The following is a 21361-nucleotide window of genomic DNA, read 5'->3' as shown; positions in this document are numbered from 1 at the left end:
GACCAAATGGTCACCTAACTTTGCGTCATGACCGACGACGACCGGGTGTTCAAGGCACTGGCCGACCCGAGCCGTCGCTTCCTGCTCGATCTGCTCTTCGCGCGTGACGGCCGCACGCTCACCGAGCTCGAGTCGGAGCTGGAGATGACGCGGTTCGGCGTCGCCAAGCACCTGCGGGTGCTGGAGGAGGCGGGTCTCGTCGTCGTGCGCCGGTCCGGGCGAGAGAAGTTGCACTTCCTCAATCCGATTCCGATCCGGCAGATCCACGACCGGTGGATCGACAAGTACACCGAGCACCACGTGACCGCACTCATCGATCTCAAGCGAGCGCTGGAGGAAGAGCCATGAGCACCACGCAGGTCTACCGGATCTGGATCAAGTCGACCCCCGAGAAGATCTGGACCGCGATCACCGATCCGGAGTGGAACGCGCGCTACGGGTACGCGGCACCCCAGTTCTACGAGCTCAAGAAGGGCGGTCGGTACTACTCCACGGCGACCCAGGAGATGAAGGACTTCGCCGCCGCCAACGGGTTCGAGATCCCGGAAACCATCGTCGAGGGCGAGATCCTCGAGGTCGAGCAGCCGCGACGGCTGGTGCAGACGTGGCGGATGCTGATGGACCCGAGCACCGCCGGCGAGCCGTTCACCACGCTCACGTATGACATCGAGGACTCGGGTCCCGGAGTCTGCCGGCTCACCATCACGCACGAGTTGACCGGCGCGCCGGCGCACGCGGCGATGACCGCCGGCAGCCCGGAGGCGGGCGCCGAGGGTGGCGGCGGCTGGGCCTGGGTGCTCAGCGATCTCAAGTCGCTGCTGGAGACCGGCAAGGTCCTGACGGACGCCTGACACGACTTCACGGGCCGGTCCGGCGTCGCCGGGCCGGCCCGTGTCGTGTTCGGACGGCGGTCAGCCGACGTAGCGGCGGGCGGTGGAGCGGCGCTGCGTCTCGTCCAGGACGCCGAGCCGGGCCTCCACCACGGCCGGTCGCGGCCGGCGGTGCGCGAGCAGCCAGCTCAGGCCGCGTACGGCGTCGACGGCGCCGAGCAGCGAGGTACGGTCCCGCGGGACGGTCCGTGCCAGGAAGAGCGTGCGGCGTACGGCTGCCCCGGCCGGCCGCCGTAGCCAGGTGAACCACAGCGTGTTGCGCAGCCCGACCCGCCGCCGGTGCGTGGCGTCGCGCAGTCTCGACGCCCGGTGGTGCACGGTCAGCTCCTCCAGATAGCAGAGCTCCCAGCCGGCGGTGAGCAGATCAGTGGCGAGCAACTCCTCCTCGCCGCCCAGCCACAGCCGTTCGCTGAAGCCGCCGGCCGCCTCGAACGCCTCGCGCCGCAACACCGAGGCGCCGGCCAGGAAACTGCCCAGCGCCGGGCCCGGCAGCCACTCCGGCCCCGGGACCGGGGAGTCGCGCAGTTCGGCCACGATCGGATCCTCGGCACCGGAGGGCTCCACCACGATCCGGGCGTTGACCAGGCCGAGCCGTGGGTGCTCGTCGAGCACGTCGGCGGCACGGGTCAGGGCGCCGGGACTCCACCAGGTGTCGTCGTCGCAGAACGCGACATAGGGCGTACGCAATCGGCGTACCCCGATGTTGCGACCAACCGCCCCGAGGTTCTCGCCCAGCGCGACCACCTCGACGGCCGGGAATTGCTCGCGGACCGCGTCCGCGGTCCCGTCGGTGGAGCCGTTGTCGACCAGCACCACGTGTGGCTGCTCCGGCAGCTCGAGCAGCCGTTCCAGACAGGCGAGCGCCTCGTCGCGCCGCTGCCAGGTGATGACGACAACGCCCACCCGCGGGTCCCCCATGAAACTCCTCCCTCCGACGACCGGCGCCGTGCATACCCGCGATCCGGTTATTCGCACCTGATGTGGGCAACCGCATGACATTCGTTCGCTGACGAGGAGGCGATGACGTGGAGGCGATGACGTGAATCCGCGTGACATGTACCCGAAGCCGGAGCTGGACGGCGGCGACCTGAATCCGCCGGGGCTGACCTCCGACATGCCGGACCGGCCCGACCACGGCGAGCAGAGCTACCGCGGCAGCGGGCGGCTGGCCGGGCGCAAGGCGGTAATCACCGGGGGCGATTCGGGGATCGGGCGGGCGGTGGCCATCGCGTACGCCCGGGAGGGCGCCGACGTGCTCATCTCCTACCTGCCCGAGGAGGAGACCGACGCCCGGGACACCGCACAATGGATCGAGAAGGCGGGACGCAAGGCGGTCACCGTGCCCGGCGACATCCGGGACGAGGCGCACTGCCGGGCGATCATCGACCGGGCCCGGCGGGATCTCGGCGGGTTGGACATTCTGGTCAACAACGCCGCCTACCAGATGGCACAGCCGGGCGGGATCACCGAGATCACCGACGAGCAGTTCGACCGGGTCATGAAGACCAACCTGTACGCGATGTTCTGGCTCTGCCGTGCCGCGGTGCCGCACATGTCGCCCGGCGCGACCATCATCAACACCGCGTCGATCCAGGCGTACCAGTCGTCGAGCGCGCTTCTCGATTACGCCACCACCAAGGGCGGCATCGTGGCGTTCACCAAGGCGCTCGCCGAGGACCTGGCCGAGCAGGGGATCCGGGTCAACGCGGTGGCGCCCGGGCCGATCTGGACCCCGCTGATCCCGGCCACCATGCCCGAGGAGAAGGTCAAGTCGTTCGGCAGCGACACGCCGCTCGGCCGGGCCGGGCAGCCCGCCGAGCTGGCGCCCGCGTACGTCTATTTCGCGAGCCCGGAGTCCAGCTACACCACCGGTGAGGTGCTCGGGATCACCGGTGGCAAGCCGGTCAGCTGAACAGGCCCACCATCCAGTGGAAGGCGTCCATCACCCACTCGGTCTGGCGCAGGTGGGCGAACCCGACACCGGCCAGGAAGAGCCCGGCGACCATGTGTGAGCCGCGGGCGGTGTGCCGCACCCGGCCCATCTGCCGCTCCAGCACCAGGCGGCCGACGAGGCGGGACAGCGCGAACACGCCGGCGGCCACGCACACCGTCACGAAGAAGACGATCCCCGCGGTGACGAACGAGCCCTCCGACGACAGCACCCAGATGCCCCAGCAGACGAAGGCGAAGATGAGCGCCGCGTTCGACCACTCGCTGCCACGGCGCAACCGGCGGATGTGCCAGGACAGGCTGCGCGGCTCGTGCGGGGCGTGCCCGGCCTCCTCCGGCCAGCCGGTGCCGGTCGGCTCGTGCTCATGGCTGAACTGCTGAGTGCGCTGGGTGACCCGGGCCCGGCCCCGGGTGAACGGCGACTGCTCGGGCGCGGAAGGCGCGGAAGGCGTGGGCGGTGTGGGCACGGCCGTCGGCGGTTCGGCCCACGGGTCCTGCGGCGGCATGTCGAGCGTCCGCTCGGACCACTGCGGTTGCTCCGGCATCGTTCCCCTCTCGGACTGCGTGCGACGACGACGTCAAGGTCGAGGGTAGCGAGCCAACAAATCGGTCGCCTTCACCCACGCAAGTCCGTTACACACGAGCCATGAAGGATGCGTTGCGGCTGCGGCCCGGTACGGCGGACGACCACCCGGCGATCGTCGATCTTCTCGACACCGTTTTCCATGAGGAGCTCGCCGAGGAGTACCGGGAGGTCAGCGCGACCGTCTATGAGCCGGAGCGTGCGCTGGTGGTGGAGGACGCCGGGGCGGTGGTCGCGCACACCAACGTCCTGAGCAGGGATCTCACCGTGCCGGGGGCGATTCTTCCGGCCGCTCACGTGACCGGGGTTGGTGTGCTTCCGACGCATCGCCGGCAGGGCCTGTTGACGCGGATGATGCATCGGCAGCTGCGCGACGTGGCCGAGGCCGGGCGGGAGCCGGTCGCCGTCCTCTGGGCCAGCGAGACCAAGATCTACCCCCGTTTCGGGTACGGTCCGGCGTCCTCCCGGCTCAGTCTCTCGATCATGAATCGTGAAATTAGTCTCCCCGCGCCGCCCGCCGACCCGGCCGGCCGGTTGCGGATGGGTAAGCCGCTCGATCTGCTGCCCGCCATCGCCAAGGTGTTCGAGCAGTTGCGCCCGGAGCAGGTGGGCTGGTCCAGCCGGGACGAGCGCTGGTGGCGATACGTGCTGGTCGACCCGAAGGACCACCGGGACGGCGCCACCAAGCGGTACGGGGTGGTGCACGAGGGCCCGGACGGTCCCACCGGCTACGCGCTCTGGCGGGTCAAGGACAACTGGACCGACCACGGGCCGAACGCCGAGGTCCAGGTCCGCGAGGTGGTGGCCGCCGACCCGGAGACGTATCAGGCGCTCTGGCGCTTCCTGCTCGGCATCGACCTGAGCCGGTCCGTGAAGGTGAGTCTCGCCGCCCTGGACGAGCCCCTGCAATATCTGGTCGACGAGCCCCGGCGGCTCGGCTCGGTGGTCCTCGACGGCCTCTGGGTCCGCCTGATCGACCTGCCCCGGGCGCTGGCCGGCCGGCGGTACGCCGCGCCGGTCGACGTGGTGCTGGACGTGACCGACCCGCTGCTGGAGCAGAACACCGGGCGGTGGCGGCTCACCGGTGGACCGGACGGGGCGACCTGCACCCGCACCACGGATCCGGCCGACCTGGCCTGCACGGTCACCGAGCTGGGCGCGGCCTACCTGGGTGCGACGACGCTCGCCTCGCTGGCGGCGGCCGGACGGGTCCGGCAGCTGACCCGCAACGACCCGACCAACGCGTTCCGCTGGCATCGGTTGCCCAGTCCGACCGAGGTGTTCTGAGGTGACGGCGGCGGTAGCGTCGGGGGCATGGGTCAGCCCGAACGCCGGCGCCGCCGTGTACGCCCCTCTTCGACGCCCGCCGAACCGGCCGCCGCGGCGCCCGCCGCCCCGGCCGTCCCGAACCCGCCGGTCCCAGGCCCGCCGGTTCCAAGCCCACCGGTCCCAGGCCCGCCGGTTCCAAGCCCACCGGTCCCAGGCCCGCCGGTTCCAAGCCCACCAGTTCCAGGCCCGCCGGTTCCGAGCCCGCCGGTTCCCGGTCCACCGGCCGTGACCGCGCCGGCCGAGGGCGCGCAACAGCGGCCCGGACGAGGCGGTTTCGGCCGGCGGCCCACCTCGGGCGCCGGTGCCGGTGCCGACGAGCGGGAGGCCGAGCGCGGCCTGCGCGGGCTGGTCGGTTCGGGATCGTCACAGGTCAGCGTGGGTGCGGCTCTGCGGGCACGGGACGCGGCCCGGCCCACCGACCAGGACATCGCCGAGGCCGAGCGCGAGCTGACGATCGTGCGGCGCAACTGGCTGCCGCGCGAGGAACTGCCCCGCCGCTGACCACCCGGGCCCGGCCGTCGAGCGGCCGGGCCGAGCCGGGGATCAGGAGGCGGGAGTGCTCTCCGGCAGCTCCGGGAGCTCGCGGGCGACCTCGTACTCGGCGAGCTGGGCGATCCGCCGCGCGTGCCGGACGTTGCCGGAGAACGACGTGGCGATGAACGCCTCGACGAACGCGGTGGCCTCGTCCAGGGTGTGCTGCCGGGCACCGATCGCGATCACGTTGCTGTCGTTGTGCTGCCGGGCCAGCTCGGCGATCTCGGTCTTCCACACCAGCGCGGAGCGGACCCCGGGCACCTTGTTGGCGGCGATCTGCTCGCCGTTGCCGGAACCGCCGATCACGATGCCGAGCGAACCGGGGTCGGCCACCACCTTGACGCCGGTGTGGAAGCAGAACGCCGGGTAGTCGTCCTCGGGGTCGTATGCGTGCGGTCCGACGTCCACCACGTCGTGCCCCTGCTTCACCAGGTGGTTGACGAGGTGGTTCTTCAGCTCGAAGCCGGCGTGGTCGGAACCCAGGTAGAGGCGCATATCGGGAGTCTTTCAGAAGTGAGGGCCGTCAGAAGGTGAGGGCCGAGCGCAGGGCGGACGCCACCTGATCCGCCGCGGCCCGGGCGGCGTCGATGGTGGCCAACTTACGGGCGAAGCCGTGGTTCACGCCCATGTAGCGGGTGTGCACCACCGGTACGCCGGCGGCGATCAGCGCGTTCGCGTAGTCCGCGCCCTCGTCGCGCAAGGCATCGTACTCCGCGGTGATCAGCAAGGTAGGCGGCATTCCGGACAGATCGTCCACTGCGAGCGGTGACACGTCCGGGGTGAGCCGGAGCAGCGGATCCGGCACGAAGGTCTCCCAGGCCATCTTCATCGACGCGCGGTCCAGCCCGTACCCGCCGACCTCGTCGTAGGACTCGGCGGAGGTGAGCGGGTCGAGCGCCGGGTAGATCAGCACCTGGAAGTCGAGTGGGGTGGCCGCGTCGCGCTGCCGGCGGGCGGTGACCGTGGCGAGCTGGCCGCCCGCGCTGTCCCCGCCGATCGCCAGCCGGGACACGTCAACGCCCAGGCCGCCGCCCTCGCGACGCAGGTACGTGAGAACCGTCCCGGTGTCGTCGAGGGCGGCCGGGAAGACGTGCTCCGGGGCGAGCCGGTAGTCGACCGAGACCACGGCACAGCCGGACCGGTCCGCCACCCGGCGGCAGAACCGGTCCACGGTCTCGATGCTCCCGTAACACCAGCCTCCGCCGTGCAGGTAGACCAGGACCGGCGCACCGGCCCTGGTCGCGTACAGGCGACAGGGCACGCCGTCGGCGTCGAGGTCGGCGACGACCGGCAGCGGCAGTGCCGGGCCGGTCTCCGCCTCGTTCGACTCCTCCATCGCCGCCCGGGCACCGAGCAGACGCTGGTACGGGTCGGCGGCGAGTCCCTCAGCCGTGGGGCGCCGCCGCAGCTGAGCAGCAGCGTTCACCTGTGGATGGAGCATCAGTCAAGCTGGGCCAGGACGAGACCGCCGCGGGCCTTCGGCGTGAACCAGGTGCTCTTGCGTGGCAGCTTGAGCCGCTCCAGGTTCACCTCGACGAAGTCGTCGACGGTGACCGGGGCGATCAGCACGGCCAGTTCCGCCCGGCCCGCGTCCACCTCGTCACGCAGCCACTCGACCGGGTAGTCCCCGCCGATGTAGGCGATCCGCTTGTCCCCCGGGTCCAGGCCCAGCGTGTCGCGCAGCAGGACGCGCTCCACCAGGGCGTGGTCGAGGTTCTCCACCGAGGTCCCGGCGGGGTCGGACGGCAGTCCTACCGCGAAGGAGCGGCTTTGCGCGTACATCTCGATCGTGCCCTTGGCCGGAAGCTGCGCGGCGCGCGGCAGCTCGGTGACCGTCGCGCCGGCCGCGCGGAGCCGGTCCAGAAGCTCGTCGAGCGACGTCGGCAGCTCGCTGACCAGGCGGTTGTAAGGCTGGATGGCGACCGACGCGGGCGTGGTGACGACCGCCAGGAAGCGCGGCAGGCCGCCGGTCTGCGCGGCCAGGCTGCGGTGGTTGCCGTCGGCGACCACCAGCTCACCGCCGCCGGCCAGGTCGAGGAGCCGATCCTGGAGCTCGCCCGGGCCGATCTCCCAGATGGCGTGGGTGCGCCCGGTCGGATCGAGGTCGGTCGCGGCGGGCTCGCCCGCCGCGTCGGCGGCGTCAGCGAGAGCGGCGTGCAGCTCCTCGCCCTTGCCGGTCTGGAGCAGGAGTACGGGTGAGAGCAACGTCTGCAGGGCACCGGCGAGGGCCACCCGCTCGCGGACCTTGCTGATGAACACGTCCTCGTTGCGAATCACCAGGCCGGGCTCGTCGGCACTGGTCGAGATCTGCGAGGTCTCGACCATGCTCCACAGGCCGTAGGCGGGCGCCTCGCCGGGTGCGCTGATGCGGTAGAGCACCACGACGTGCTCCGCCGGACGGTACCGGCCCTCGGCCTTCTCCCGCTCCAGCCGGACCACGGCGTCCGGGAGCGAGTCGGTGAAGGACTTCCCGAGCGAGTCGGGCGCGAGGTGCGGCATCTCGACGGCCAGCGCGCTGTGCGGGTTGGCCGTGATGATCTGAGTGATTTCGGCGTCGTCGGCGAACTCGTCATAATTCTGGGCCCCGGTACCGCCATTGGTGATCCAGGCCCGGCTGATCGGGTGCACGACCGTCATGGGGGGCAACTTACCCGGCGTGCCTGCGGTGCCTACCAACCGGCATGTTCCCGCGTGACCTGCTCAACTGAGCCTTCCGATGCGGATTCATGGGCCGCTCCACCGGCTTTGCCGTGACGGTCACCGGAGGAGCCACCATCACTGCCACATCCGGGGGCAAATCACCCCAGACACCTCGCTGAACGCCGAAGCTCGATCCGATCGGCTCACTCTCGGGCATGCCCGCCTCCGCGTTGGATGAGGTGTACGTCACCCCATCCAACGACGGTCAGGTTGCCGGGAGTCGCCTCAATCGAAAATCGGACCCAGGTCGCGAGTCCGCTTGAGTTCATAGAAGCCCGGCGTACCGGCGACCAGCACGACGCCGTCCCAGAGCTTGCCGGCGGCCTCACCCTTCGGCGCCGGGGTGACGACCGGACCGAAGAACGCGATGGTCTCGCCCTGCTCCGGGCCCGGAGCGTGGATCACCGGGGTGCCGACGTCGGTGCCGACGGGCTTCATCCCGGCGTTGTGGCTGGCGCGCAGCGCCTCGTCGCGGGTGTCGCTGCCGGCCGCCGCGGCGAGTTCCGGATCCAGGCCGACCTCGGTCAGCGCCTCCCGGAACAGTTTCTCGTCCAGCTCGTACTTCTGCAGGTGAATGCGGGTGCCGAGGGCTGTGTAAAGGTCACGCAGGACCTGCGGTCCGGCTGCCTCGGCGGCGGCGATGCAGACCCGTACCGGGCCCCAGCCCTTCTCCATCAGCTCCCGGTAGCGCTCCGGAAGCTCGTCTCGGCCCTCGTTGAGCACGGACAGGCTCATCACGTTGAAACGGACGTCGAGGGGGCGGACTTTCTCCACCTCCAGCAGCCAGCGGGAGGTCATCCAAGCCCACGGGCAGATGGGGTCGAACCACATGTCGACGGCGGCGCGTTCAGTCATGCCTCGATCTTCCACCCTGATCGGTACCCGGTCGGGGTGAGTTAGGTCGCCGTTGGCGCATAGGCTTCGGACAAACGCAGTCAGCTCGAAGGAGAGTGCACGTGGCCGGTGTTCACAACCTGACCCAGGTCGAGGCGGCGGAACGTGGTCGATTGCTCGAGGTGACCGGGTACGACATCACCCTTGACCTGACCGACGGGCACGGCAACCCCGGCTCCGACACGTTCCGGTCCACCACAGTGATCACATTCCGATGCGCCGAACCGGGCGCCGCGACGTTCGTCGAAGCGGCCGCGGCGACGATCCGCTCCGCGACGCTGAACGGCGCCCCGGTCGACCTCGGCGCCTGGTCGCCCGAGAACGGCCTGCCGCTGTCCGGCCTCGCCGCCGAGAACACTTTGGTCGTCGACGGCGACTTCAAGTATTCGGCGAGCGGCCAGGGCCTGCAGCGCAGCCTGGATCCGGTCGACAAAGAGGTCTACCTCTACAGCCAGTTCGAGACCGCGGACGCCCAGCGGACGTACGCGTGCTTCGACCAACCCGACCTGAAGAGCGTCTTCACGTGGCGTGCCACGGTGCCGGCGCATTGGAAGGTCGTCTCCAACATGCCCGTGGACCGCGAGGACGCCGACGGCGGCGCCAAGACGGTCCACTTCGCCACCTCGCCGCGGATGAGCACCTACATCACGGCGATCTGTGCCGGGCCGTACCACGAGGTCCGCGACTCGCACGACGGCATCGAGCTGGGCGTCTTCTGCCGGGCCTCGATGGCGCAGTACCTGGACGCCGACGACCTGTTCCTGATCACGAAGCAGGGCTTCGACTTCTTCCACGAGCAGTTCGGGGTGCGTTACCCGCTGCCCAAGTACGACCAGCTCTGGGTGCCGGACTTCAACGCCGGTGCGATGGAGAACTTCGGCTGCGTCACGCACGCCGAGTCGCACTACATCTTCCGCTCGCAGGTCACCGACTACGAGTACGAGCAGCGGGCCAACACGATCCTGCACGAGCTCGCCCACATGTGGTTCGGCGACCTGGTCACCATGCGCTGGTGGAACGACCTGTGGCTCAACGAGTCGTTCGCCGAGTGGGCCAGTCACTGGTGCAACACCCACGCCACCCGGTTCACCGACGCCTGGTCGACGTTCCTGTCCATCCGCAAGGCCTGGGGATACCGGCAGGACCAGCTCTCCTCCACGCACCCGGTCTACTGCGAGATGCCGGACCTGGAGGCGGTCGAGGTCAACTTCGACGGGATCACGTACGCCAAGGGCGCCAGCGTCATCAAGCAGCTGGTCGCGTACGTGGGGCTGGACCCGTTCCTGACCGGTCTGCGGGCGTACTTCGCCAAGCACGCCTGGGGCAACGCCACCTTCGACGACCTGCTCACCGAGCTGGAGACGGCGTCCGGGCGGGAGCTTCGCAAGTTCGCCCAGCAGTGGCTGGAGACGTCGCAGGTCAACACGCTGCGCCCGGTTGTCGAGGTGGACGCCGAGGGCCGTTACACCAGCGTCGTCGTGCACCAGGAGGCGCCGGCGGACTACCCGACGCTGCGTACCCACCGGGTCGGCATCGGGCTCTACGACCTCGAGGGGGACCGGCTGGTGCGCCGGGAGCTGCTCGAGGTGGACGTGGCCGGGGAGCGTACCGAGATCGCGTCGCTGGCCGGGGCACCGGCACCGGACGTGCTGCTGGTCAACGACGAGGACCTGACGTACGCGAAGCTGCGCCTGGACGAGCGGTCGCTGGGCACCCTGGTGCATCACATCGCCGGGTTCGAGTCGTCGCTGCCGCGGGCGCTGTGCTGGGCGGCCGCCTGGGACATGCTGCGCGACGCCGAGATGGCGGCCCGGGACTATGTGGCCCTGGTCGTCTCCGGCCTGCCGGCCGAGACCGACATCAACCTCACGACGGCCACGCTGCGGCAGGCGGGCATGGCGCTGACCAGCTTCGCCGACCCGGAGTGGGCGCCGACCGGCTGGGGCATGCTGGCCGGCCTGGCGAAGTCCCAGCTCGGCGCGGCCGAGCCGGGCAGTGGCTGGCAGCTCACCTGGGCGCGGGCGTTCATCACCGCGGCGCGTACCGCCGAGCAGGCGGCCGAGCTGCGCGGCTGGCTGACCGGCGAGTCCCGGCCGGACGGTCTCGTGGTCGACACCGAGTTGCGCTGGAGTCTGCTCCAGGCCCTCAGCGCGCTCGGCGCCGCGACCGAGGCGGAGATCGACGCCGAGCTCGCCTCGGACCGGACCGCCAGCGGCGAGCGGGAGGCGGCGATCGCCCGCGCGCTGCTGCCGACGCCGGAGAACAAGGCGCGGGTCTGGGCCGAGCTGACCGGACCGCAGGCACCGCCGAACTGGCTGAACCGGTCGCTGCTCCAGGGCTTCCAGAGCACCCGTCAGGTGGCCCTGACAGCGCCGTACGCGGCGAAGTTCTTCGAGGTGGTGGGTGACGTGTGGGCCCGCTCGGACAGTGAGCCCGCGCAGGAGTTCGCCACGCTGGCGTACCCGGCGTACCAGATCGGCGAGGAGACGGTGGCCCTCACCGACGCCTGGCTGAGCCGGGACGGGCAGCCCGCGTCGCTGCGCCGGCTGGTGGCCGAGGGACGAGACGGCATCCTGCGGGCCATGAAGGCTCGTGCGAAGGACCGTTCCGCGGCCTGATGGTTGTGTGAAGGTCCCCGCTCCGGTCATCCGGAGCGGGGACCTTCGTCTTTTACTCAGGCATAACTCGCCGGTAACCACTGTGAGTAAGTAGTCTGGCACTCCGCGGTGATGGAGGTGGCCTGTGACGATGTTGAGCCAGGGTGCCCCGGTGCGGTGGAGCGCACCGGAGGGCCGGTGGACCGAACCGGATCTGCACCTGTTCCCTCAGGACGGACACCGTTACGAGATCGTCGACGGCTGCCTGCACGTCACCCCGCCGATGGACGGGCGGCACGACGCCCTGGTGGAGGCCGTGGTCGGCACGTTGCGAGCGGCGGCACCACCCGGCTGGTGGGTGTGCGCGCGTCTCGGCATCGAGATCGGTACCAGCAACGTGGTGCCGGACGTGACCGTCCTGCGCCCGCACTCGTCCGGCGCGATCTGGGTGGACCCGGCCGATGTGGCGCTGGTGGTGGAGATCGAGGCCGAGGAGACCCGGCACTACGACCGGCTGCTCAAACCGGCGCTGTACGCCGCGGCCGGCATCCCCGCCTACTGGCGTGTGGAGTCCGGTCCCGCCCTGCGCGCCTACACGTTGGAGGGCACGGAGTACCGGTCCGAGTGCGACGTTGAAGGCGCCGAGCAGTGCCGGCTCGACGCCCCCTATCCGATGCGGATCACGCCCGCCTCGTGGCGGTGAGCGACTAGGAGCGGCCCGCGTGGGTGGCCAGCTGGTCGATGCCGATGAGCAGGCCACCGGCCAGGTCGCCACCGGAGAACGAGGCGGCCATCGACAGCCCGGCCAGCTTCGCGTCCCGGTCGGAGATCCGCTTGCGCGCCTCCGCGCCGGTGACGATCTCCAGCTTGCGCTGGTTCGGCGAGACCGCGATCAGGACCGACCGTTGCTGGTCCCGGGTCCGGCGGTGCAGCTCCTCGGCGGCGGCCCGGACCGGCTCGTCCAGGTCGCCTAGGTAGACACTGAAACTCAGGCCGGTCGCCTGATCGGCGATCCGCAACGCCTCGTCGAGGCGGAGCAGCTGCCGGGTCGTGAACGGACCGTCCGCCGGCTGCTCCAGCGGGGTGACCTCACCAACTGTCACTTGCGCCTCCTGTAGGACCGGGCCGGACCGGGGCACCGGAGCTGTCCTCGATGACCAGTCCATGGTGCTCGCTCGTGGCGGCGGCGACCCGCTCCGGCGCGGCGGTCAGCCACATCGCGGGAAACTCGTACGGCCGGCCCGGCCGGTAACGGCGAGACGGCTTCGACTTGTCGGAGCTGCTGAGCACGAGCGCCGCAACCGCCCCGATGACCGCGGCCGGAATAATCACAAAGACCAGAACGGTGCTGATTACTGTCAACTGAACGCCCCCAGGCGCCGGGTAATCCTGGATTCTGAACAACAATCACGGTAGCGGAGCGCGAGTCGTGTCGGACCGTCGGGTCTCGAACCGGCGTCTCACGCCGTCGGGATCTACGCGGAATGTGCTCCGAGATGCGAAAATCACCCTCACGCGCCGTCCGCGTATTTTCCGCCGCGAACGGCAGGAGGGGGTCTCATGCGCATCTCCGTCCCCGCCGCTGCGGCGGCCCTGGCCGTGGGCCTGGCCGTCCCTGGCGTACCGGCCCTGGTGCAGGTCCCGGCCGCGCACGCCGCCGCGGCGGTCTTCGTGGAGCTCAATCCGAGCACCGTGCCCGCCGGGGACGAGCTGTCGTTGCGCGCCTCCTGCGACGACAACCTGGAGCCGGCCACCGTGACCGCCGAGCCGTTCGGTGAGGTCACCGTCCAGCCCGAGTTCGGGTTCCTGACCGCGACGGTCCGGGTGCCCGCGGACACCGAGCCCGGCGACTACCCGGCCGCCCTGCGATGCCCCAAGGGCGGCGCCGCGACCGCCACGCTGCACGTCGTCGCCAAGGTGGAGCCGACCCGAGGCCCGGCCACCGGCGGCGGCGGGACCGCGCCGGGTCCGACCGCGTCGATCCTGGTCGGGGGTGGCCTGGCGGCCATCGTGGCCGGTCTGGCGCTCGCTGTCCTGTCGTTCCGCCGCCGGCGAGTCGGCTGAGGCCGCGATGACCGGCGGAACCGGCCGCGTGCCGAAGTCCGTGCAGCACAAACGGCCGGCACAGGTGATCGCCGCGCCGCCGCCCGGTGTGGTGACCGGTCCCCTGCCGCCCACGCCGAGCACACCGGGGCGTTCCCCCTTTCGGGTTCCCCAACCGCGGCGGCGCCCGTCGCCCCGGCCGCTGCGCGGGCGCCGGTCCGGCACGGTCGGCCTGATCGCCCTGGCGCTGCTCTTCGTCGGGCTCTTCTGCGTCGGCATGGGGCTCGGCGTCGCGACCGGATTCGACCTGGGCGACCTGTTCCGCGGTCCGGACAAGCCGCCGGCTCGCGCCTTCCCGGTGCTCGAGCCGAGCCGGCCCGAGCGGCTGGAGATCCCGTCGATCGGGGTGTCCGCGTCGGTTCTGGAGGTGGGCCGGGCGGACGACGGCTCGGTCGGCGTGCCGCCGCTGAAACGGCACGACGAGGCGGGCTGGTTCGACGGCGGGCCGACGCCGGGGCAGTTCGGGCCCGCGCTGATCGTGGGGCACGCGGACACGCGTACCGGGCCGTCGGTCTTTCACGACCTGGACGAGCTGAAGCCGGGTGAGGAGATCGAGGTGGCCCGCGCGGACGGCTCGGTGGCCGTTTTCGAGGTGAACTCGGTGGAGACGTTCGACAAGGACCGGTTACCCGTTGACCGCGTCTACGCCGATTACAGCCGGCCCTCGCTGCGGTTGTTGACGTGCGGCGGCGAGTGGCTCGGTGGCCGGGAGGGATACGCCGACAACATCATCGTCTTCGCCTCCCTCATCGACGCCCGGGAGGGGTGAAAAAGGCGGCTTACGCCGCCTCGGCCGCGACCGTCGAGGACGGCAGGTCCAACCAGTCCATCCAACGGGGATCGGGCGTACGGTGACCGAGGACGCGCCAGGCCACGCCCCGGGGAGCGGCCGGCAGGGCGTGCAGCCGCCAGCCGAGCTCGGCCGGGGTCTTGTCGCCCTTGCTGTGATTGCACTTGGCACAAGCGGCGACCACGTTCTCCCAGGCGTGCAAGCCACCGCGGCTGCGCGGGAAGACGTGGTCGATGGTCTCGGCGGAACCGCGGCAGTAGGCGCAGCGGCCGCCGTCACGGGCGAAGATGGCCCGACGGGAAAGTCCGACATGCGTCCGGTACGGCACTTTCACGTACCTGGTCAGGCGGACGACGGAGGGGACCGGGAGTGTCTGGTGCGCACTGTGCAGCATGCCGTCTCCGTCGGAGACGCACTCCGCCTTGGCGGTCAGCAGCAGGATGGTCGCCCGACGCACCGATACGACGCACAGCGGCTCGTAGGTAGCGTTCAGCACTAACGCGGAAGAGCCCACTGTGGGTCGTATGTCAGGCATCGCGATCACCCTTCCGGTGTCAGGTGCTGCTTACCGCTCCCGTAGCCCATGCGTGTGTGATCCGCGCCTCGTTGCCGAGGCCCGTGCGCCAATAGTCCCTGATGAATAACCAAATTGCGAGCACAATCTGTGGCCTTGGGGTAAACGTCTGAGGTCTTCGGCCAGCCGAACCCGGTACCTTGACTTCCCGTGCTTCTTGTTGCCGCCCCCACCCCCAATCCCAGTGGCTCGGTCGACGTCTACCAGACGCCGGACATCTCCGCGTCCTGCAAGGCCGACACGTTGTGCACCTGGTTGATCAACAATGACGTGAGCCCGTGGCTGGCCAAGAGCAGTTACGTGTTCGTGGTGAAACCGCTGCGGGTCCTCGGCATCATCCTGGTCGCGCTGCTCATCCGCTGGCTGCTGCACCGCGCGATCGACCGGCTCACCCAGAGCACCTCGCGCGCCGCGATGCCGGCGCTGCTGAAGCCGCTCAAGGAGAAGGTGACGGTCACCGCCGAGGAGGGCCAGTTCATCCCGGAGCGGCGCCGGCAGCGGGCCGAGGCGATCGGTTCGGTGTTGCGCAGCTTCGTCAGCGCGGTGGTCTTCACCATGGCCGGGCTCCTGGTGCTCGGCGAGCTGGGCTTCAACCTCGGCCCGCTGCTGGCCAGCGCGGGCATCGTCGGCGTGGCCATCGGCTTCGGCGCGCAGAGCCTGGTCAAGGATCTGATCGCCGGGCTGTTCATGCTGCTGGAGGATCAGTACGGCGTGGGCGACACGGTGGACCTGGGTGAGGCCACCGGTGTGGTGGAGAGCGTCGGCCTGCGGATCACCACGGTTCGCGACGCCCGCGGTGTGCTCTGGTACATCCGCAACGGCGAGATCATCCGGGTCGGCAACAAGAGCCAGGGCTGGGCCATGGTCGTCATCGACATCCCGATCGGCTTCGTCAACGCCGAGGAGGCGGTCGGTGTGTTGAAAGCGGCGGCCACCGCTGTCGCGGCCGAGCCGGAGCACCAGACCGAGTTCCTCGAGCCGCCGGAGGTGGTCGGCGTCGAGCAGCTCACCGTGGACGGCGCGGTGATCCGGACGATCGCCAAGACCACCGCGGACAGCCAGCCGATCGTTCAGCGGGAGCTGCGCCGGGCCCTGACCGAGGCTCTGGACGCCTCCGGCATCTCCGAACGGATCGCCGCGTCGCGCCTGGGACCCCGCAGCGCGATCCCGCCCGCCTGGCTCGCCGGACCGGAGAGTTCCTCATCTTCGGCCGCTGACCAGCGCCCGGGCGGCGCCACCTGACCTGCGCATACGCGACGGGACAGGCTTTCGCCCTCGACCAAATGGCCGATTTTTACCCCAACTGCCCTAGCATTGACTCGGACGATCGGGCAGAATCCGCTACAGATTCTGCACATACAAGCACGTTCACGTCCGGGCTGCCCGTGGGCGTGCCCGGCCATCGTCGGCCCTCGACGATCGTCGACATCGATGGAGGGCTTGGTGTCCGAAGACCCCGAACGGCCGAGCACTGCGGCCGACGTGGTGACTCAAGGTGAGGATGCGGTTACTTTCCGCGACATCTTCAGCTTGCCGGAATACCGGGCGCTTTACTTCTCGACGCTGGTCAACTGGATCGGTGACTACCTCTCCCGGGCGGCGGTCACCGTTCTCGTCTACCACCAGAGCGAGTCGGTGCTGCTCTCCGCGGCCTCCTTCGCGATCAGCTACCTGCCCTGGTTCTTCGGGCCGGTGCTGGCCGCGCTCGCCGAGCGGTACCCGTACCGGCGGGTGATGATCACCTCCGACCTGTGCCGGATGGTGCTGATCGGGCTGCTGCTCATTCCCGACGTGCCCGTGCCGGTGATGCTGGTGCTGCTGTTCCTCTCCAGCCTCGGCGCGCCACCGACGCAGGCGGCGCGCTCGGCGCTGCTGCCGGCGGTGGTCGGCCGCGAGCGCCTCGCGCTCGCTCTCACCACCAACCAGACCAGCGGGCAGGCCGCCCAGGTCATCGGATACATGGCCGGCGCCACCCTCGCCGTGGCGCTGACACCCCGGATCGCGCTCGGTATCGACGTCGCCACGTTCGCCCTGTCCGCGTTGCTCATCGCCTTCGGCGTCGGCCGCCGGCCGGCGGCCTTCGGCCGCACCCAGCGCACCCACCTGCTCCGGGAGACCGCCGAGGGATTTCACCTGGTCTTCGGGCACGCGGCGCTGCGGTCGATCGTCATCGTGGTGTTCACGACGACCGTCTTCGCCATCGTTCCGGAGGGCCTGGCCGCCGCCTGGGCGGCCGAGGGCACCCCGGATCCGGGGACCCGGGGACTCGACCAGGGATTGATCATGGCGGCCGGGCCGTTCGGGTTCGTGTTCGGTGGCATCCTGTTCAACCGGCTCGTGCCCGCTGCCCGCCGGGCCCGGCTGATCCCGTACCTCGCGGTTCTTCCACCGCTCTTCCTGGTGCCCTCGCTCGCCGGGCCGCCGGCATCGGTCGTCGCCCTGCTGGTGATGTTCTCCGGCGTGATCCAGGGCGCCCTGATGCCGACACTCAACGCGACCTTCGTGCTGGCCCTGCCGCATCACTTCCGGGCCCGCGCCTTCGGCGTGGTGAACAGCGGGGTCCAGCTGAGCCAGTTCGGCGCCGTGATGATCACCGGTACGCTCGCCGACCACTTCTGGCTGCCGCTGGTCGTCGGCCTGTGGAGCATCGGCGGCACGCTCGCGATGATCCTGCTCGCGCTCAGGTGGCCGAGCCCGAAGACGTTCACCGCGGCCGTCGAGGCGGCGGCCACCACCGAGCCGGCCCGTCAGGCCCCCGGCCCGGGCTCGGCTCGGGTGCCGACGACGAGCGTCACACCGGAGCGGCACCGGCCGAACCGTTGAACCGATCCGCGGGCTGGCAGGATGGAACGGTGAGTGCACCCGAACCGGAAGAGGTCAGCCTGTTCGCCGCCGTCGGTGGCGAGCCCACGTTCCGGCGCCTCGTGGACAAGTTCTACGAGGGCGTCGCGCAGGACCCGCTGCTCCGCCCGATGTACCCGGAGGAGGACCTCGGACCAGCCGCGGATCGGCTCACGCTCTTCCTCATGCAGTACTGGGGCGGGCCGAACACGTACTCGGCCTCCCGCGGACATCCGCGGCTGCGGATGCGGCACGCGCCGTTCCGGGTCGACCCCGCCGCGCGTGACGCCTGGCTGCGTCACATGCGGGAGGCGGTCGACTCGCTCGGGCTGGCCGCGCCGTACCACAGCGCACTCTGGGACTACCTGGAGCGAGCGGCCTACTTCATGGTGAACGCGATGGACAACGCGGAACCCACTCACTGAATCGTGTCGCGTCCGCCGGTGGCTCGTTGATCGGGATGTCACTCACGATCCCGGGAGAGCCGTCTGATGCGTCGTCGTCTGCTCGCTGCCGCCGCTGTGGCGTTCGTCGCCGTTGCGGCGGTGGCCACGACACCACCTGCGGTCGCCGACCGTGCCCATTCGTCGGTGGTCTCGACCAACCCGGTCGACTACACACCGCACGTTCTGGACGGCACGGTTTGGGCGCTGGCCCTGGTGGGCGACACGGTGGTGGTCGGCGGGGCCTTCACGAAGGTGACCGACAGCAGCCGCCGGCAGACCCTGGCCCGGAAGAACATCTTCGCGTTCGGCCTGCACGACGGCGCGATCCGGACTTTCGCCCCGCAGGTGGACGGCGCGGTCTACTCGCTGGCGGCGGGCCCCGACCACACGGTCTACATCGGCGGCGCCTTCAAGACCGTCAACGGCGGCGCACAGCGCGGGCTGGCCCGGGTCTCGGTCCGCACCGGTGAGCGGATCAGTTCGTTCGGCGCCCGAGCCAACTGGGGCGACGTGCGCGCGCTGGCCGTCCGCGGCGAACGGCTTTATACCGGCGGCACCTTCTCGGCCATCAACGGCGTACGGCGGACCGGGCTGGCCCGGCTCAACGCCATCAGCGGGGCGGTCGACCCGAACTTCGACGCCCGCCTCTCCGGCCCAGGCCTGAAGCGGGTCCGGGTCGAACACTTCGACGTCTCCCCCGACGGGCGCAAGCTGATCGCGGTCGGCGCGTTCCTCCGGTCGGGCACCAGCGACCGTACGCAGATCGCGCTCTTCGACGTCGGCGGCTCCCCGGCCGTACTGACCAGCTGGTACACCGACGCCTTCAAGCCGGCGTGCATGCCGGGCTTCGACACCTACCTGCGGCAGGTCAAGTTCTCCCCGGACGCGTCCTACATCGTGATCGCCGCGACCGGCCGGGCGTCCTCGGCGCAGAAGCTGTGTGACTCGGCCGCCCGGTTCGAGACCCGGGCCGGCGGGCGGCAGAACCCGACCTGGGTGCAGCGCACCGGCGGCGACTCGCTTTACGCCGTCGCGATCACCGGTCCGGCGGTCTACCTGGGCGGACACCAGCGCTGGTTCGACAACCCGTACGGCACTGACGGCAACGGCCCCGGCCCGGGCGCCGTCTCCCGGCCCGGCATCGGCGCGGTCAACCCCAGCACCGGCAAGGCACTGCCGTGGAACCCGACCCGCTCCCGCGGTGTCGGCGTGCGCGCCTTCCTCACCGCACCCGAGGGCCTGCTGGTCGGCTCGGACACCGATCAGCTGGGCCGCGAATACCACGGCCGAGTCGGCATGTTCCCCCTCGGGGGCTGAGCCCGGCGACTCAGAGCAGCGCACCCTCGTCGTGCAGCCAGTCGACGAACGAGGTGGCGACGGCCGCGCCGCAGTCCAGCAGCTCCACCACGAGCGCGTCGTGCGCCCCGGCGGCGAGCGGCACCTGGAGCTCGGCGTATATCGGCAACTGCCCGCGCTCGGTGGGATCCCCCACATACGCCTTGCAGAAGCGTCGCGTGTGGTTCCACTCATTCACCACGCGGTAGGCGCGGTCGGCCCAGTCCGGCGGGACCGTCGCGTGCGGGCGTGCCCGCATGACGAGGATCTCGTCGTCCGGACCCTCGAGTGTGAACAGGACGGCATGCCGCTCCCACATCGCCAGCAGGCTGCCGCCACCATCGGCGAGGAATCGGATGTCGAGCAGATCGAGCGCCTTGCCGATACGCGTCAGCGAGACCGGTGTAACCGAATCGGAGGACGATCCGGTCGTGGACAGATCAGATGGAACGCCGGCACGGCCTGGCTCACGTTGGGCCGGGACACCGACGCGGACGGTGCTCTGCACCGCGACCTCGCCACCGGTATCCGGCTCGTTGCCCGCAGCCGATCCCGGACGCCATGACCACCACGGCATCGTGTGCACCTCACTCCCGAACAGACCCCCCGCCGGACGTAGCAGTGGACCCGAGGGCCGACGGTACCCGTCCAGTTCGGGATGGTCATCCCCCCAACCGGAGGGCGGGACCGGAAGAACGATGCGGCGTCACCCGTTCGGGTGAATCGCCATCGGCGTAACGGTCAATTTATGAACGCTCTGTCGCCAAGCTACTCCATATGGTGCAGAAATTCCCACCCAGCCGCCGGCAATCCGGACTCTCGCCTCGGCGGGTTCCGCGTCTTGCGGACCCAGGAATCCCATCCGTGCGACGGCCTGCACGAGCCGCTGCGACACCTGCACCGGGGCGCCGCTCTCCGGCGTGACGACGAGGGCGACGTGATCCAGTAAGGCGTCGCGTACCGCCCGCTGCCCGACCGCGCGGCCGGACATTCCACCGGCCGAGATCTCCCGCAGGGTTCCGGCCGCCGCCGCGGCGAGCTGCGCCAGCTCGGCGCCGGAGATGGACTCGACCGCCTTGCTGGCGGCCGGTGGCAACGGCCAGCGCCACTGGGTGTCCCGCCGTTCCGGCAGCCCTTCGCCTCCGGCGGCCAGCACCGCCAGCAGTTGGGCCGCCGAAACCGTGGCGTCGCCCGGCCCGGGGCCGGCCACCTCACGGGTGACCATGACGTCCCAGGGCAGGTGGGCCCAGAGCGCGGTGCGGCCCCCGGACGAGCGCAACCGCACCGGCGCCGCCGGGTCCAGCCGGGTGAGCCGGGCCAGGAACGCGCCCGCGTCGGGAACCCCGAGCAGGCCGTGCGAACTCATGACCGAACCTCGGTGTACGGCTTCAGGAAGTCCCGCTCCGCCTCGGAAAGCCGGCGCGGATGCCCCTTGACCAGGTTGTACGGCACACACACCGATTTCGCCCGGCTGGCCAGCACGCCGTCGTCGAACAGCTCGTAGGAGACGGTGAACGAGGCGGCCCGCAGCTCGGAGACCCACATCTCGATGCGCACCGGATCACCGAAGTCGACCGGGCGCACGTAGTCGATCTCGTGCCGGGCGATCACGATGCCCTCCTCGAAGGAGCCCAGACCGTGCGCCTTGGCTCCGACGAAGAACATCGCCACTCGGGCCTCCTCGTAAAGAGTGAGGAAGCGAGCGTTGTTGACGTGCCCGTACGCGTCCATGTCGGACCAGCGCACGGCCACGTCGTAAGCGAAGCGTCCGCTTTCAGTCACGATTCTTCTTCGG

25 protein-coding genes are annotated in these 21361 nt (G+C 70.4%); 13 read left to right on the top strand and 12 right to left on the bottom strand.

The features are described 5' to 3' along the window. Positions 1–27: 27 nt before the first annotated feature. Positions 28–348: an ArsR/SmtB family transcription factor gene (locus I4J89_RS40520; RefSeq protein WP_196419516.1), complete on the top strand. Its 321-nt coding sequence runs from the start codon at positions 28–30 to the stop codon at positions 346–348. Next, positions 345–851 (top strand): SRPBCC domain-containing protein, encoded by a 507-nt coding sequence (locus tag I4J89_RS40515; RefSeq protein WP_196419515.1) that lies wholly within the window; start codon positions 345–347, stop codon positions 849–851. Before I4J89_RS40520 ends, I4J89_RS40515 begins: the two co-directional genes overlap by 4 nt. Positions 852–911: 60 nt before the next feature. Here I4J89_RS40515 and I4J89_RS40510 read toward each other — a convergent pair whose 3' ends face one another. Continuing rightward, positions 912–1808: a glycosyltransferase family 2 protein gene (locus I4J89_RS40510; protein ID WP_196419514.1), complete on the bottom strand. Its 897-nt coding sequence runs from the start codon at positions 1806–1808 to the stop codon at positions 912–914. A gap of 136 nt (positions 1809–1944) precedes the next feature. Between I4J89_RS40510 and I4J89_RS40505 the strand changes: the two genes are divergently transcribed. Then, a complete protein-coding gene (locus I4J89_RS40505) occupies positions 1945–2802 on the top strand; it encodes an SDR family oxidoreductase (protein ID WP_196419532.1) in 858 nt (285 codons plus the stop codon). Here I4J89_RS40505 and I4J89_RS40500 read toward each other — a convergent pair. After that, complete coding sequence (locus I4J89_RS40500; RefSeq protein ID WP_196419513.1) at positions 2795–3385, bottom strand: DNA-directed RNA polymerase II; 591 nt, start codon at positions 3383–3385, stop codon at positions 2795–2797. The two genes, I4J89_RS40505 and I4J89_RS40500, sit on opposite strands and share 8 nt — an antisense overlap. A 101-nt stretch (positions 3386–3486) precedes the next feature. On the opposite strand from I4J89_RS40500, the gene I4J89_RS40495 reads away from it, so the two are divergent. Together I4J89_RS40495 and I4J89_RS40490 are read left to right on the top strand one after the other, a co-directional pair. Beyond that, positions 3487–4710 carry a GNAT family N-acetyltransferase gene (locus tag I4J89_RS40495; protein WP_196419512.1) on the top strand — a complete coding sequence of 408 codons (1224 nt, stop codon included), beginning with the start codon at positions 3487–3489 and terminating at the stop codon, positions 4708–4710. Positions 4711–4977: 267 nt separating this feature from the next. Further along, complete coding sequence (locus I4J89_RS40490) at positions 4978–5253, top strand: hypothetical protein (RefSeq protein WP_196419511.1); 276 nt, start codon at positions 4978–4980, stop codon at positions 5251–5253. A 42-nt stretch (positions 5254–5295) separates the two neighbouring features. Here I4J89_RS40490 and I4J89_RS40485 read toward each other — a convergent pair whose 3' ends face one another. The 4 genes from I4J89_RS40485 to I4J89_RS40470 all read right to left on the bottom strand — a co-directional run bounded on the left by I4J89_RS40485 (position 5296) and on the right by I4J89_RS40470 (position 8841). Continuing rightward, complete coding sequence (locus tag I4J89_RS40485; protein ID WP_196419510.1) at positions 5296–5781, bottom strand: ribose-5-phosphate isomerase; 486 nt, start codon at positions 5779–5781, stop codon at positions 5296–5298. 28 nt (positions 5782–5809) lie between these two features. Further along, complete coding sequence (locus I4J89_RS40480) at positions 5810–6712, bottom strand: alpha/beta hydrolase (RefSeq protein ID WP_309238689.1); 903 nt, start codon at positions 6710–6712, stop codon at positions 5810–5812. Positions 6713–6726: 14 nt separating this feature from the next. Then, positions 6727–7923, bottom strand: a complete 1197-nt coding sequence (locus tag I4J89_RS40475; protein WP_196419508.1) for a DUF1015 family protein — start codon at positions 7921–7923, stop codon at positions 6727–6729. Between the two features lie 288 nt (positions 7924–8211). After that, positions 8212–8841, bottom strand: coding sequence for a mycothiol-dependent nitroreductase Rv2466c family protein (locus tag I4J89_RS40470; protein WP_196419507.1), 630 nt, complete (start codon positions 8839–8841; stop codon positions 8212–8214). 101 nt (positions 8842–8942) lie between these two features. On the opposite strand from I4J89_RS40470, the gene pepN reads away from it, so the two are divergent. Both pepN and I4J89_RS40460 read left to right on the top strand, forming a co-directional pair. Continuing rightward, positions 8943–11498, top strand: a complete 2556-nt coding sequence (gene pepN / locus I4J89_RS40465; RefSeq protein WP_196419506.1) for an aminopeptidase N — start codon at positions 8943–8945, stop codon at positions 11496–11498. Between the two features lie 130 nt (positions 11499–11628). Then, complete coding sequence (locus I4J89_RS40460) at positions 11629–12180, top strand: Uma2 family endonuclease (protein ID WP_196419531.1); 552 nt, start codon at positions 11629–11631, stop codon at positions 12178–12180. Positions 12181–12184: 4 nt separating this feature from the next. Here the strand turns inward: I4J89_RS40460 and I4J89_RS40455 are convergent, their stop codons facing one another. Both I4J89_RS40455 and ctaJ read right to left on the bottom strand, forming a co-directional pair. Next, positions 12185–12580: a DUF5130 family protein gene (locus I4J89_RS40455; RefSeq protein WP_196419505.1), complete on the bottom strand. Its 396-nt coding sequence runs from the start codon at positions 12578–12580 to the stop codon at positions 12185–12187. Continuing rightward, complete coding sequence (gene ctaJ / locus I4J89_RS52250; RefSeq protein WP_444876226.1) at positions 12567–12809, bottom strand: aa3-type cytochrome oxidase subunit CtaJ; 243 nt, start codon at positions 12807–12809, stop codon at positions 12567–12569. Before ctaJ ends, I4J89_RS40455 begins: the two co-directional genes overlap by 14 nt. 228 nt (positions 12810–13037) lie before the next feature. Here ctaJ and I4J89_RS40450 point away from each other — a divergent pair, with 228 nt between their 5' ends. After that, positions 13038–13541 carry a hypothetical protein gene (locus I4J89_RS40450; RefSeq protein WP_196419504.1) on the top strand — a complete coding sequence of 168 codons (504 nt, stop codon included), beginning with the start codon at positions 13038–13040 and terminating at the stop codon, positions 13539–13541. A gap of 7 nt (positions 13542–13548) precedes the next feature. Beyond that, complete coding sequence (locus tag I4J89_RS40445) at positions 13549–14349, top strand: class F sortase (RefSeq protein ID WP_196419503.1); 801 nt, start codon at positions 13549–13551, stop codon at positions 14347–14349. Between the two features lie 10 nt (positions 14350–14359). Here I4J89_RS40445 and I4J89_RS40440 read toward each other — a convergent pair whose 3' ends face one another. After that, entirely contained in the window at positions 14360–14905 is a 546-nt protein-coding gene (locus I4J89_RS40440; protein WP_196419502.1) for an HNH endonuclease, read from the bottom strand. Positions 14906–15094: 189 nt separating this feature from the next. Between I4J89_RS40440 and I4J89_RS40435 the strand changes: the two genes are divergently transcribed. The 4 genes from I4J89_RS40435 to I4J89_RS40420 all read left to right on the top strand — a co-directional run bounded on the left by I4J89_RS40435 (position 15095) and on the right by I4J89_RS40420 (position 19548). Then, the gene (locus I4J89_RS40435) at positions 15095–16186 is read left to right on the top strand and encodes a mechanosensitive ion channel family protein (RefSeq protein ID WP_196419501.1); all 1092 of its coding nucleotides are present in this window, start codon (positions 15095–15097) and stop codon (positions 16184–16186) included. A 201-nt stretch (positions 16187–16387) separates the two neighbouring features. Beyond that, positions 16388–17767, top strand: coding sequence for an MFS transporter (locus I4J89_RS40430; protein ID WP_309238688.1), 1380 nt, complete (start codon positions 16388–16390; stop codon positions 17765–17767). A 29-nt stretch (positions 17768–17796) separates the two neighbouring features. Beyond that, positions 17797–18210 carry a globin gene (locus I4J89_RS40425; protein WP_196419499.1) on the top strand — a complete coding sequence of 138 codons (414 nt, stop codon included), beginning with the start codon at positions 17797–17799 and terminating at the stop codon, positions 18208–18210. A 66-nt stretch (positions 18211–18276) separates the two neighbouring features. Further along, entirely contained in the window at positions 18277–19548 is a 1272-nt protein-coding gene (locus tag I4J89_RS40420) for a delta-60 repeat domain-containing protein (protein WP_196419498.1), read from the top strand. 10 nt (positions 19549–19558) lie between these two features. Here the strand turns inward: I4J89_RS40420 and I4J89_RS40415 are convergent, their stop codons facing one another. The 3 genes from I4J89_RS40415 to I4J89_RS40405 all read right to left on the bottom strand — a co-directional run bounded on the left by I4J89_RS40415 (position 19559) and on the right by I4J89_RS40405 (position 21348). Then, a complete protein-coding gene (locus tag I4J89_RS40415; RefSeq protein ID WP_196419497.1) occupies positions 19559–20143 on the bottom strand; it encodes a type III secretion system chaperone family protein in 585 nt (194 codons plus the stop codon). A 129-nt stretch (positions 20144–20272) separates the two neighbouring features. Continuing rightward, positions 20273–20932 carry a DUF8185 domain-containing protein gene (locus tag I4J89_RS40410; protein ID WP_196419496.1) on the bottom strand — a complete coding sequence of 220 codons (660 nt, stop codon included), beginning with the start codon at positions 20930–20932 and terminating at the stop codon, positions 20273–20275. Further along, positions 20929–21348, bottom strand: a complete 420-nt coding sequence (locus I4J89_RS40405; RefSeq protein WP_309238687.1) for an acyl-CoA thioesterase — start codon at positions 21346–21348, stop codon at positions 20929–20931. Before I4J89_RS40405 ends, I4J89_RS40410 begins: the two co-directional genes overlap by 4 nt. Positions 21349–21361 lie beyond the last annotated feature (13 nt).

This window comes from Actinoplanes aureus, assembly GCF_015704865.1.
Classification (GTDB): domain Bacteria; phylum Actinomycetota; class Actinomycetes; order Mycobacteriales; family Micromonosporaceae; genus Actinoplanes; species Actinoplanes aureus.
Note: the sequence above shows the minus strand (reverse complement) of the source record. Positions and strands in the feature narration are given on the sequence as shown.